Below are 13,303 nucleotides of genomic sequence, written 5' to 3'. Positions count from 1 at the left end.
GGCTTGAAGCTAGTAGCTGTATTCATCTCATTAAGTATTAATTAAAATGGAACAGAAAAGAATTAAGATCAAAGATCTGTTGACTTCTGCAGAAGTAGGCAGTACGGTGAATGTGAAAGGATGGGTAAGAACAAAGCGCGGAAACAAGCAAATTAATTTCGTGGCTCTAAATGATGGTTCTACTATTCAAAATCTTCAGGTAGTTGTTGATGTTCCTAATTTTAATGAGGACTTGCTTAAAAAGATCACAACAGGCGCAGCCATTTCGGTTAATGGAGAAATTATTGAATCGCAAGGTAGTGGTCAATCGGTTGAGATTGCTGCTAAAAATATAGAGGTTTTAGGTGTTGCCGATCCTGAAAAGTATCCACTTCAACCTAAAAAACACTCTTTGGAGTTCTTAAGAGAAAAGGCTCATTTGCGTTTCCGTACCAATACATTTAGCGCAGTATTCCGTATTCGTCATGCCATGGCGTATGCAGTACACGAGTTCTTCAACAAAAAAGGATTCTACTACATGCACACACCATTAATTACCGGTTCGGATGCCGAAGGTGCTGGTGAAATGTTCAGAGTATCAACCCTTGATCCTAAAAACCCACCTTTAAACGAGGATGGAACAATCAACTATAAAGAAGATTTCTTTGGAAAAGAAACCAATCTTACTGTATCAGGACAGCTGGAAGGTGAATTGGGAGCTATGGCTTTGGGTGAAATTTACACTTTTGGCCCTACTTTCCGTGCCGAAAATTCCAATACAACTCGTCACCTGGCAGAGTTCTGGATGATTGAACCTGAAATGGCATTCTATGATATCAAAGATAACATGGATTTGGCTGAAGAATTCCTGAAATACATGATCAAATATGCTTTGGACAACTGTATGGAAGATCTTCAGTTCCTGAGCAAGCGCTTACAGGAAGAAGAAAAAGGCTTGAAGGCAGAAGATCGCCAGATGGAGCTAATCGAGAAATTGAACTTTGTATTGGAGAACGATTTTGTACGTTTAACTTATACAGAGGCAATTGATATACTTCGTAACTCTAAGCCAAATAAGAAGAAGAAATTCCAATACCTGATTGAAGGGTGGGGAGCCGACTTGCAATCGGAGCATGAAAGATATTTGGTAGAGAAGAAATTCAAGAAACCAGTTATCCTGATCGATTATCCTAAGGATATCAAAGCATTCTACATGAAGCAGAACGACGATGGAAAAACAGTTGCTGCAATGGATATTTTATTCCCGGGAATCGGCGAAATCGTAGGAGGTTCTCAGCGTGAGGAAGATTTAGACAAGCTGATGAACAGAATGAAGGAAATGGATATTCCTGCAGAAGAAATGGATTGGTATTTAGATACACGTCGTTTCGGATCTGCAACTCATGCAGGTTTCGGTCTTGGATTCGAAAGAATGATGTTGTTTGTTACCGGAATGGGTAATATCCGCGACGTAATTCCTTTCCCAAGAACTCCAAAAAATGCAGAATTCTAGAAAAGAAATAAGGTCATAAATAGAACCGCATTACTACCGTGATGCGGTTTTTTTATACCCTTTTCCGAAGAATATCCACGACTGATCATTGATAGTTTACACTTGCCACTGGCTACCAATTTCCTTTAATCATTTTTAACTTTTTCGTTTTGGCTCGATATTTGTAAGTTCAGCGCAGATTATGTACCTTGCTTCGACTAAACCAGAACACAATTTTTTATGCTAAAGCAAAGTTTACAGCAAAAATTACTTCAAAAATTATCGCCCCAGCAAATACAGGTGATAAAATTGTTGGAGCTTCCAACTTTGCAGCTTGAGGAGAGAATTAAAAAAGAACTGGAAGAAAATCCGGTTCTCGAAGAAGGCGAGAAAATAGAGGAGTTTCAAGACTCGGCCCAAACAGAAGATAACAACGAGCGCGATACCGATAAAGAAGAATTTACCCTAGAGGATTACATGAACGACGAGGACATCCCGTCCTATAAATTATCTGCTCAGAACTATTCAAAAGACGATAAACATGAAGAAATTCCTTTCTCGGGAGGAACAACCTTTCATGAACTGCTAATTTCTCAGCTTGGATTACGAATATTAGAACCCGAAAAAGCTGCTTTAACCGAATACCTAATTGGCAACATCGACGAAGATGGTTACCTGAGAAGAGATATCGACAATATTGTTGATGATCTGGCTTTTTCAACCGGAATTGAAACCTCTTTCGAAGAATTGGTTGAACTGCTTCGTGTGATTCAGGATTTCGATCCGGCAGGAGTTGGCGCCCGCGATTTGCAGGAATGTTTGTTATTACAGATATCACGAAAGGGCAAACACAACCCGGATGTTAAATTGGCACATTTAATTCTAAAGAAACATTTCGAGGAGTTTACAAAGAAACACTACGATAAAATTCAGAAAAGAGTAGGCGCAAGCGATGAAGATTTTAAATGTGCCATCGATGAAATTCTGAAACTAAATCCTAAACCAGGAAGTGCATTTAACAATCCGATGGTGAAAGCTTCGCCAACCATTATTCCTGATTTTATTCTGGAAGAAGAAGATGGAGATTTACGATTAAGCCTGAATGCACGTAATGTTCCTGAATTGCATGTGAGTCGTACCTATTCTGAAATGATTCAGGATTATGCAGGCAACAAGAAAAATCAGACCAAGGAGCAGAAAGATGCTGTAATGTTTGTGAAACAAAAGCTCGACTCTGCAAAATGGTTTATCGATGCCATAAAGCAACGACAGAACACTTTGTTGATTACCATGAATGCCATTATCGAGTTTCAGCGCGAATATTTTATGGAAGGCGACGAGAAAAAACTAAAACCGATGATTCTGAAAGATATTGCAGACATCACGGGATTGGATATCTCAACCATTTCTCGTGTATCCAACTCAAAATACATTCAAACACATTTTGGTATTTTTTCCTTAAAATATTTCTTCTCGGAAGGTTTGCAAACCGATAGCGGCGAGGAGGTTTCAACACGTGAGATTAAAAAGATTCTTCAGGAGTGTGTTGATAACGAGGACAAGAAAAAACCATTAACCGACGATAAGCTGGCGGCAATTTTAAAAGAGAAATCCTATAAAATTGCCAGGCGAACAGTTGCCAAGTATCGCGAGCAATTGAATATTCCGGTTGCCCGCTTAAGAAAGGAATTGTAAAAAAGAATAAATTAGATACTGAATTGGTGCAAAGACAATTATCTTTGCACCTTTCTTTTGTTAAAGTACGGGCTTATTAAAAGCTGATAAATAAACCAATAGATTATGAATCTTTCAAGAATAATTTCGGGAATAGCACACCCAATGTTGATGCCTTTGTATTCAATTTTTGTGATATTTCATTCAGGCACTTTTCTCGATTTTACACCTCCACAGCTGATTCGTGTGATCTATTTAATTGTTGGAATATCAACCATCCTTTTGCCAATAAGTATCCTTCCATTGCTAAAAGCGCAAAAGTTTGTTTCCGATTATGGCTTAACAGAACGAAGAGAGAGAATGGTTCCCCTTGCATTAACACTTATTTTTTACGCTTTGGGTTTCTATTTGCTAATGAAATTCCCAATTACCAGGATTATTGCTCACCTGCAATTGGCTGCAATCATTTCTATTGGCATGATTGCTTTAATCTCTACGAAATGGAAAATTAGCATTCACATGGCCGGTATTGGTGGATTCATTGGAATGGTGATTAGTTTTACCATCCTCTATGCCGGATCGATGCGCATGTATTTTATGGCTGGAATTCTGTTGGCAGGACTTCTTGCTTACTCCCGCTTAAAATTAAACCTGCATACTCCTTTGCAGGTGTATGCAGGTTTTATATTAGGTTTTGTTGTTATTTTCTCTACTGTAATGCTTCTTCAGCTTTATTGACGCAACAACCACAAATCTGGTTTTTTATTGAGTTTTCTCAATCGTTTTAGCTCTTTTATAGCAGATTCTTTGTTGTTAAACGATTGAAGAATTACCCTGAATTTACCATTCTTCTCCAAAACAATAGCAGGATATCCTTTTTGGTACAACCTGTTTTTAAATGCATCGGCCTGTTTTTGGTAATTGTAGCTTGCTGCAACAATATGGTAATCGAAAATTTCCCTGTTTTTGGCAATTTCGGCACTGCTCAATTTTGGTTCTGGTTTTTCAGGCGGTGGCGTTAATTCCGGTACCTGTCTTTTTGCCGTTTGTTCAACAACATTGTCCTTACTAACAGTAGTTAGCTTTTTTTCATCTTTGCACGATAGCATAAGAAGAAAAAGAGGAATGAGTAAATAGCTTAATCTTGCCATGTCCTAAAAATTATCGTTTGATATATAGCCAGGTGTCTTTGTGTTCTTCCGTTGCACGCACCGATGCAAGTTCCTGGAATGCTAGTTTTCTATCAGCGAAAGCTTTGTATGAAACGCGGTAAAAACCATTATTGGCATCATGAACATTTGCTACATAACCTTCACTTTTTAATTTGGATTGAAGATTTTCAGCATTTGCTTTCTCCTGGAAACTTGCAACAATCAGGAAATATTTGTTGGGAAGCTTTTCAACCACAGGTTCCAACTTCTTTTTTTCAACAGGTTTTGGTTTCGGCTTTTTTACTTCCTGCTTTTTGGCCACTTTTTGGGTGGTTTCTTTTTTCACGGGTTCTTTCGCCTCTTCCTTACAAGAACTTAAGCCAATTCCACAAATTAGAACAGACAATAATAGAATTTTAGATAGGTAGTTCATATTGTTTGCATTAATATAATATTAACAAATTTACAATTTTATTACTGATTTGAAGAATACTTTGTTTATTTGTTATCGTGATTTAAAATTCAATATTTGTACTACGATAGCAATCATTATCAGATATTCCTATTCGAATCAATATAGATTAAGAATTACACAATGTAAAGTGCTGTTGTACTAATCAGAAAAATACAAAAAACTTGTTTGAAAGGACAGACTTCTTCTAAATAATATGTTTTTTTTTGATTACATGTAGAAGAAATTCACTAAACACAGAGAAATTAACATCAAATCAAATTAATAAGAGATTCTTATGGAAACGAAGAAAACAATTGCCCTGGTTGCACACAACGAGAAAAAGAGTGTAATGCTTGCATGGGTAAAAAGACACCTGGATGAGTTGAAAAAGCACAGATTAATAGGTACTACTAATACTTCTGAAATCTTAAATTCGGTATTGGATCTTGAAGTTGAGCCATTTGGACATGGACCCAATGGTGGTGACATACTTTTGGCCGCTCAAATACTCGAAGGAAAGGTTCATGAAGTCATATTTCTAATTGATGCTGAAACACCTCATGGGCACGAACACGACATTCAAACGTTAATTAGAACCTGCGTAATTAACAATGTACCAATGGCTTTAAACGTTGCTACAGCCGATTATTTAGTTAAGCTTAATAAGACTGAGGAAACAAAAAGTTAACACAGAGTTAACACAAACGTAATAAAAACGAAACATTTTAGTCTCCATGTGTTCGTATGTTTGCGATGAATTTACGAACTTAATAACATGGAGAACTTTTATTTACTAATTGTGGTCGTGCTATTTGCATTGGCCATAAGCGATCTTATCGTTGGCGTGAGTAACGACGCCGTGAATTTCCTAAACTCTGCATTCGGTTCTAAGGCTGCCCCACGTTGGGCTATCATGATTATTGCCAGCCTTGGGATTTTGGTAGGAGCAACTTTCTCGAGTGGTATGATGGAGGTAGCCCGTAAAGGGATTTTCCACCCAGACCAATTCTACTTTGCAGAAATCATGATCATTTTTATCGCGGTAATGCTAACAGATATTATTCTGTTGGACTTTTACAACACCGTAGGTCTTCCAACATCAACTACAGTATCGATTGTATTTGAGTTGCTTGGAGCTGCTGTTGCTGTTGCCGTTGTTAAAATTATGAATTCTGCCGATCAAAGTTTGCTCGATTTAGGAACTTACATTAACTCGGCCAAAGCACTGGCAATTATTACCGGTATTTTGTTGAGTGTTGTTATCGCCTTCTTATCGGGTTCATTGGTTCAATGGATTACACGATTAATTTTCACGTACAAGTACGAGAAAACATTCAAGTATTTTGGTGCCATTTTCGGAGGTATTGCAATTACTGCAATTACTTATTTTATCCTGATTAAAGGTGCTAAAGGATCCTCTTTTATTACCAAAGAAACTTTGACTTGGATCAAATCCAACACTTTAACAATTATTGCTGTTTCATTTGTTGGATGGACGATCTTGTTACAAGCTTTAGTTTGGTTTGTTCGTTTAAATATCCTTAAGGTGATTGTATTGGTTGGTACATTTGCTTTGGCTATGGCCTTTGCGGGTAACGACCTTGTAAACTTTATTGGTGTGCCATTGGCTGGTTTCAAATCATTCCAGGCATTTGCTGCTAATCCGGGTACCGATCCTTACGGAATGACAATGGGTATTTTGAGTCAGAAAGTACAAACAGAGACTTACCTGTTGGTGATTGCTGGTATTGTGATGACCGTTACACTTTGGTTATCTAAAAAAGCAAGAACTGTTACCGAAACAGAGATTGGCCTAAGTAGCCAAAATGAGGGAGACGAGAAATTTGGATCATCCTTCTTTGCACGTTTATTAGTTCGTCGTTCATTATCTGCGAACAGTAACTTTAAGCGCATGATGCCTGCAACAGTTCAGCAAGGTATTGCCAACCGATTTAGCAAACCAGAAGAAGTAGTAATTCCTGGAGTTGATCCTAAAGACAGACCTGCTTTCGATATGATTCGTGCATCGGTTAACCTTACTGTAGCCAGTATTTTGATTTCTATTGGTACTTCACTTAAGTTGCCATTATCTACTACCTATGTAACTTTTATGGTAGCAATGGGTACTTCGTTGGCTGATAGAGCATGGGGTAGAGATTCTGCCGTATATCGTATTACTGGTGTACTTACCGTAATTGGTGGATGGTTCTTTACTGCATTTAGTGCGTTTACAGCGGCATTTATCTTCGCTAACCTGATTAACTGGTTAGGTGGTTTTGCAATTTTCGGATTGTTAGCCCTTGCAGTTATCTTCGTGGTGCGTTCTCACGTTTTCCACAAGAGAAAATCTAAAGCAAAAGAGGAAACCGTTACCGAAGATGATGATACTATTATTATAAAAGGTGGAATTTTTGAACAGCTGACTTTTGCCGTTTCAGGTATTACGGTTAAGATTCCAAACCTATATGGTAAAATTATAAATGGCCTGGCTTTCGAAGAACGTGCCAAATTGAAAGAATGCAACAAAAAAGCGCGTAAATTAGATAAGGAAGCTAAACTGATGAAAGATCAGGTTCCTGCGATGATGAAGAAATTGACAGAAGATAGCATCGCAACCGGTCCATTCTATGTACAGTTAATTGATTACTTGCGTGAGATTGCTCACTCAATGAGTTTCATTGCTGGTCCGGCTTTCGATTACGTTGATAACAATCACAAGACTTTGATCAAGGAGCAGGTGAACGAATTGAATATCATTCAAACCAAACTTGATGATTTCTTCAGAACCATTAACCGCTTATTGAAAGACAGCAATTATGAGAATGCTGAAATTGAGAAAGCCCTTGAAAAACAAAAAGACTTGTTGAAATCGCTTCGCAAGTTCAGAAAAGAGCAAATCAAGAGAATTAAGGCAGAAAAAGTAGGAACAAGAAATTCTGTTCTATATCTGGGTATCTTGAACGAAACCAAGAACCTTACGCTTCATGCCGGAAACTTATTGAAAGCTTCAAGAGACTTCTCAGGATTCAATGGAGAAGAAGTTGAATCTATGGAAGAAGAATCTATGGATGATTAGTCCAATACATTAATAATATAGAAAAGCCGGAATTATAAGTTCCGGCTTTTTTTATTTTTCAACTTTTCGACTTAAAACTCCTTCGGTCATAAAAGTTTTATTAAACTCCTTCTGATTGCTTTCAACATACTTCCGAAATTCACCTGTTGAGTTAAATTGTTTTTCGAAATGATCTTTTGCCAAATACAAAAGTTTGTATCGGTTTCCCGATATTGCTTTTAGCTTGTAGATCAGGAAACTGGATTTTTCATCTGTACCCAACATCTGTAGGTTATAATATATATCCTTCTTAATCTTACTTGGGAACATTCTAAAATTCAGGATCGACTCAAGGTAGTCTGTCGAATCGGCATATTCAATAATTTGAACCAGGTATTCCTGTCTATTAAAAGGGATAATTTCTATATGGCCCGATACTTCTTCTGTTTTCTTCTCTTCACTTAAAATCCATTTCCCAAGAAACTTATCATCCAATTCGGTATCTCCAGGATTTCCAAGAGGCACTTCCGATTCGTAGGTACTACAGGATGCCAAAGCGATTATCGAGAATAAGGCAACAAGTAAGTTTTTCATAATTTTAGGATTTAATGTCCAGAATTTCAAAAAGTTTTTCCATACCAACACTTGCCTTCTCTGTTATAAAAGTGATGTTTTTATTGGAATGAACAGCAGGTTGGTTGGGATCTATAATATAAACCGGGATGTTGTTTGGTGCATAATCGATAAGACCAGCTGCCGGATACACATTTAAGGAAGTACCTATTATTAAAAGAATATCGGCCTGCGAAACAATTTCTGCTGCCTCGGAAATGGCAGGAACACTTTCACCAAACCAAACAATGTGCGGACGAAGTGGAGAACCTTTTTCACAGGTATCTTCCAGTTTTAATTCCCATTTGTCTAATTCATAAACAAGATTCGAATCAACCGTGCTACGTGCTTTCTTTAATTCACCATGTAAATGCAGAATTTTTGAACTACCGGCTCTTTCATGCAAATCGTCTACATTTTGAGTTACGATATCCACATCGAAATATCCTTCCAAATCTTTAATTAAAATATGACCTTTATTGGGCGAGCATTCAAATAACTGCTTTCTTCTTTCGTTGTAAAACTGATGAACCAGATTAGGATTGTTGGCCCAGGCAGTTGGACTGGCCACTTCCATTACATCATATTCATTCCATAAACCTCCCATATCGCGAAAGGTTCTGATTCCACTTTCGGCACTCATGCCAGCACCGCTTAATACAACTAGCTTTTTCATCCTTATTATTTATTGGGTAATTCGTTTAAAATCTTTTGCCAAGAATCCATCAGTTTGCTTTTTGTTGATCATGTGATAATCGAAATAATAAAAATCAGAATCACTCGCTCCAACCAATATCTTAAAGCAACGGGCTTTAATTTTCCATTGTTCCGGACCAACCTTATGCAGAAAAACAACATTGTCCAATTTGTGTTCAATCGCTTCTTCCAAGTCTTCCTTACTCACAATTTTTACCTTACCGGGATATATCTTCCTAATTTTTGCCAGGCTGTTTACTTCCTTTTGTAATTCATCCATTAGCAAGTAAAGCGTTTTCCCTTGTAATAGGGCAGCATTCTTATTATAGTATTTCAGCATGTTTGCTGATATGATTTCCGGCTTTTCAATCACCAATTGCACATGTTTTTGCATAAAGCGAATAAAACAAGGTAGTTTATGTGCGTAAACATCTTCGTGTACATGCTTGTACGATAAAGGTACCGAACACAAATCGGGCATGTTGGCAATTCGCTTTTCTTTTCCACCCATCAGCAAACTCAAAAAATTATACCTGGCTTTGGTTTTATCCTTGTTAAAAGTCACCAGGGTATTCATGATAAAAGAATAGTTTGGGTCAAATCGTTTCTTTTCAAATTCGGCATTGGAAATAAACTCATACTCGGTAATGGTCCAGTTCTTTTTAATCACATTGCGAATTCTAAAGTTGTATTCACTCATGGGGTTGTCGTCAAGTACAACCAGGGTTTTGCTTTGTACAAAAGCCAGGTAATCGGCATGTGTTGGCAAATGTTCCTGCGATAAAAGTGGCATGCTTAGCAGGCAAATGAATATGGCACAAAGAAGTTTTTTCATCATAAGAATTAATTCAGTTTCAATTTACTCATTAATACAATCTGTCACAAAAATATGTGTTCCGATATCTGATAATAAAACTCTCAAAGGCAGATAAAATTATATTTTACGAAGAAGTGTTTTTAAATTTTTACATTCCTTGAATGTATATCAATCTTGTTTTCTATTTTTGTTCGTATGATTGATCAGGCTACGATATCAAGAATTTTTGATGCGGCAGAGATAACTGAAGTTGTTTCGGATTTTGTAACGCTTAAGAAACGTGGGGTAAACTATTTGGGTTTGTGTCCGTTTCACAACGAGAAAACACCTTCATTTACCGTGTCTCCTGCTAAGGGAATTTACAAGTGTTTTGGATGTGGAAAGGGTGGAAATTCCGTTAACTTTATCATGGAGCATGAGCATCTCGATTATGTTGGTGCCTTAAAATATCTTGCAAAAAAATACCATATCGAAGTTGTTGAGCAGGAATTGTCGCCCGAGCAGGTAAAGCAAAAGAACGATCGTGAAAGTATGATGATCGTAAATTCTTTCGCTCAAAAGACTTTTTCGCACAACTTACATCAACACCCGCAAGGAATGGCTGTTGGTATGAGCTATCTTCGGGAACGTGGTTTTCGTGACGATATCATTAAAAAATTCCAAATCGGCTTTTGTCTCGAAGAGTGGGAAGCATTTTCCAAACAGGCCATCGACAGTGGATACAAGAAAGAGTACCTGGTGAAAACAGGATTAAGTATCGATAAAGAAAGCAGGTTGATTGACCGGTTTAAAGGCAGGGTGATTTTTCCAATCCATGGAATAGCCGGCCGTGTTCTGGCCTTTGGTGGTCGTACTCTAAAGAACGATAAGAAAACCGCCAAATACCTAAACTCTCCCGAATCGGAAGTGTATCACAAGAGTCGAGTGCTTTATGGGATTTACCAGGCCAAAAAATCTATCGTTCAAAACGACAGGTGCTTTTTGGTGGAAGGTTATACCGATGTCATCTCTTTTCACCAGGCAGGAATCGAAAATGTGGTAGCATCTTCAGGTACAGCTTTAACACCCGATCAAATCAGGCTGATCAAACGATTCACCAATAATGTTACCATTATATACGATGGCGATCCCGCAGGGATAAAAGCGTCATTACGTGGAATCGATTTGGTTTTGGAGCAGGAGGTAAACGCTAAGGTTTTGTTGTTGCCAGAGGGAGAAGATCCTGATTCCTTCTCGAAAACTATGGGTGCAACCGAGCTTACCAATTATATAGACCAAAACGAGACCGATTTTATTGTATTCAAAACCAACCTCCTTTTAAACGATGCCAAGGATGATCCGGTTAAACGAGCCAATTTAATTATTGATATTGTACGTTCCATTGCCATTATCCCCGATGCTATTGTGCGTTCGGTATATGTGAAAGAGTGTAGTGGAATTCTAAATGTAGATGAAAGGGTTCTGTATACCGAAATCAATAAGATCATTCACAAGAGAAAAGAAGAAGCCTGGAAGCGCAATCAGCGACCTGATTTTGATGAGCCGGAACCAGCAAAAAAAATGGCTGAGAATTCAGGATTTTTAAGATCGGCGAATGAATGCGACCTTGAGGAACGAGCACTGGTGCGTTTTCTATTGAATTTTGGCACCGAAATTCTCTTTAATGATAAGGACGAAGAAGGAAATGAGCATCAAACTTTGGTGGGGCAGTTCATTATTTCAGAACTGCAAAGGGATGAGTTGGAATCGGTAAATCCATTGTATCAATTGGTATTCGATCAATATGGTTCACATATAGATGATGAAAATTTTAATGCGAAAACCTTTTTCCGCGATCATTCCAATGATAAAGTGAGTCAGCTTGCCGCTGATATCCTTAGTGAACCATACGAGGAAAGTAAAATATGGACCAAGAATGGAAGTTTTGTTGAAACCATATTGGAGAAATTAAAAGATTTGGTTCCTAAAATGGTAAATGAATATAAGGGCAAGAAAGTGCGCTTATTGATGAAAGAGGTACTGCAGGAAATGCAAAAAGCCCAGGAAACGGGTGATGCTGATCGTATGTTGGAACTGATGCAGCAAAAAATGGTACTCGATCAAATCAAAAATGCAATTTCGAAAGAGTTAGGAAATCGTACAATCTTATAGAATATCAATTCTCAAAAATCATATCTAATAGAATGAAAACAATATTTATCGAAGACAAAAAACAGATTGATGAGATAATTCGCTCATGTGATATCTGCGACCTTGGGGTTATTGATACTGAAAACAAACCTTATGTTGTACCAATGAATTTTGGTTACCACGATGATTATATCTATTTACATGGAGCAGATTTTGGTAAGCTGATCGATGCAATGAAAGCAAACCCGCAAGTTTGTATTACTTTCTGCACGCCAGTAGAACTTGCTGCTCAAGATGCTCATGTTGCATGTAGTTACCGAATGAAAGGAAAAAGTGTAGTGGCAAGAGGGAAAATTGAATTCATTACCGATTACGATAAGAAAGTTGATGCTTTAAATATTCTAATGGCACAATATACCGATAGAAAATTTACCTATAACTCACCCGCAGTTAAGAATGTTGAAGTTTACCGATTAAAACCAGAAGAGTTAAGCGCAAAAGAATTTGGTGCACCACATGGAAACAATTTCCCCTGGCAAATCGAAAGGGATAGAAAAAAATCGATGAAAGATTTATAATAGCAAAAGCCTTCTTAGCAAAGAGGGCTTTTTTCATATCTGAAACCCTAAGTTCAGGCTCAATTTAAAAAAGTTTAATTTTTTCTAAATTTCTAAATTTTTTCCATCGGGATATCAGAGTGTTAGGCATACGGTGGTAAAAAGATTGATTTTTTCATTTGGAAATAGGAATTATTATCAGTTATCTTTGCACCCGCTTTACAACGGTAAGGCGTTAGAGTAGTTCTGGAGAGAATGGCGGTTTATCCGCAAATAGGTTTTTAAAGGAATTACGATTTTGAAGTTTTTTAATTTTTTTCAAAAAAGTTTTGGATTTGTAAAAATAAAGTGTTTATCTTTGCAGCCGCTTTTGTAAGAGAGAAGATTCTTTGGAGCACTAGTATCCATGAGGCTTTCGAGGGGATCTAACTTGAAAAAAAAGTTTAAAAAACATTTGCAAGTTTAAATTAAAAGTATTTATCTTTGCAGCCGCTTCTCAAACGAGAGGAGTTAGTTAAAAGTTTTGAGAGTGAGATGTTGATTTAAAGAAATCGCATCGGGTAAAAAAAACTTCAAAAATATTTCAAAAAACATTTGGAATTAAAAACAAGTTTTATTTATCTTTGCACTCGCTTTTCCGCCTGATTTTTCAGGGGATTTAGAAGGAAAAACAGAACGATACGTTC

Annotated in this window: 12 protein-coding genes; 7 read left to right on the top strand and 5 right to left on the bottom strand. The window is 37.3% G+C overall.

Annotation, left to right across the window (positions count from 1 at the left end):
- Positions 1-46: 46 nt before the first annotated feature.
- From asnS to ELS83_RS17295, 3 genes are all read left to right on the top strand, one after another.
- Positions 47-1,492, top strand: coding sequence for an asparagine--tRNA ligase (gene asnS / locus ELS83_RS17305; protein WP_171596803.1), 1,446 nt, complete (start codon positions 47-49; stop codon positions 1,490-1,492).
- 219 nt (positions 1,493-1,711) lie between these two features.
- Positions 1,712-3,166 (top strand): RNA polymerase factor sigma-54, encoded by a 1,455-nt coding sequence (gene rpoN / locus ELS83_RS17300; protein WP_171596802.1) that lies wholly within the window; start codon positions 1,712-1,714, stop codon positions 3,164-3,166.
- Positions 3,167-3,271: 105 nt separating this feature from the next.
- The gene (locus tag ELS83_RS17295) at positions 3,272-3,883 is read left to right on the top strand and encodes a hypothetical protein (RefSeq protein WP_171596801.1); all 612 of its coding nucleotides are present in this window, start codon (positions 3,272-3,274) and stop codon (positions 3,881-3,883) included.
- Here ELS83_RS17295 and ELS83_RS17290 read toward each other — a convergent pair.
- Positions 3,877-4,296, bottom strand: a complete 420-nt coding sequence (locus ELS83_RS17290) for an SPOR domain-containing protein (protein ID WP_171596800.1) — start codon at positions 4,294-4,296, stop codon at positions 3,877-3,879. The two genes, ELS83_RS17295 and ELS83_RS17290, sit on opposite strands and share 7 nt — an antisense overlap.
- A 10-nt stretch (positions 4,297-4,306) precedes the next feature.
- The gene (locus ELS83_RS17285; RefSeq protein ID WP_171596799.1) at positions 4,307-4,729 is read right to left on the bottom strand and encodes an SPOR domain-containing protein; all 423 of its coding nucleotides are present in this window, start codon (positions 4,727-4,729) and stop codon (positions 4,307-4,309) included.
- A 316-nt stretch (positions 4,730-5,045) separates the two neighbouring features.
- Between ELS83_RS17285 and ELS83_RS17280 the strand changes: the two genes are divergently transcribed.
- Positions 5,046-5,438, top strand: a complete 393-nt coding sequence (locus ELS83_RS17280) for a methylglyoxal synthase (protein WP_171596798.1) — start codon at positions 5,046-5,048, stop codon at positions 5,436-5,438.
- A gap of 87 nt (positions 5,439-5,525) precedes the next feature.
- Positions 5,526-7,826, top strand: coding sequence for an inorganic phosphate transporter (locus tag ELS83_RS17275; protein WP_171596797.1), 2,301 nt, complete (start codon positions 5,526-5,528; stop codon positions 7,824-7,826).
- 51 nt (positions 7,827-7,877) lie between these two features.
- On the opposite strand, the gene ELS83_RS17270 is transcribed toward ELS83_RS17275, so the two are convergent.
- From ELS83_RS17270 to ELS83_RS17260, 3 genes are read right to left on the bottom strand one after another with little or no spacing between them, the layout of a single operon-like run.
- Positions 7,878-8,399: a hypothetical protein gene (locus tag ELS83_RS17270; protein WP_171596796.1), complete on the bottom strand. Its 522-nt coding sequence runs from the start codon at positions 8,397-8,399 to the stop codon at positions 7,878-7,880.
- A 4-nt stretch (positions 8,400-8,403) separates the two neighbouring features.
- Positions 8,404-9,093 (bottom strand): SIR2 family NAD-dependent protein deacylase, encoded by a 690-nt coding sequence (locus ELS83_RS17265; protein ID WP_171596795.1) that lies wholly within the window; start codon positions 9,091-9,093, stop codon positions 8,404-8,406.
- Positions 9,094-9,102: 9 nt separating this feature from the next.
- Positions 9,103-9,951 carry a hypothetical protein gene (locus ELS83_RS17260; protein ID WP_249414480.1) on the bottom strand — a complete coding sequence of 283 codons (849 nt, stop codon included), beginning with the start codon at positions 9,949-9,951 and terminating at the stop codon, positions 9,103-9,105.
- A gap of 174 nt (positions 9,952-10,125) precedes the next feature.
- On the opposite strand from ELS83_RS17260, the gene dnaG reads away from it, so the two are divergent.
- Complete coding sequence (gene dnaG, locus ELS83_RS17255; RefSeq protein WP_171596794.1) at positions 10,126-12,081, top strand: DNA primase; 1,956 nt, start codon at positions 10,126-10,128, stop codon at positions 12,079-12,081.
- A 32-nt stretch (positions 12,082-12,113) separates the two neighbouring features.
- Entirely contained in the window at positions 12,114-12,638 is a 525-nt protein-coding gene (locus ELS83_RS17250; RefSeq protein WP_171596793.1) for a pyridoxamine 5'-phosphate oxidase family protein, read from the top strand.
- Positions 12,639-13,303: the final 665 nt, after the last annotated feature.

It is taken from the genome of Marinifilum caeruleilacunae (assembly GCF_013141825.1).
GTDB classification, from domain to species: Bacteria; Bacteroidota; Bacteroidia; order Bacteroidales; family Marinifilaceae; genus Marinifilum; species Marinifilum caeruleilacunae.
This window is presented reverse-complemented; position numbering and strand designations above follow the sequence as displayed.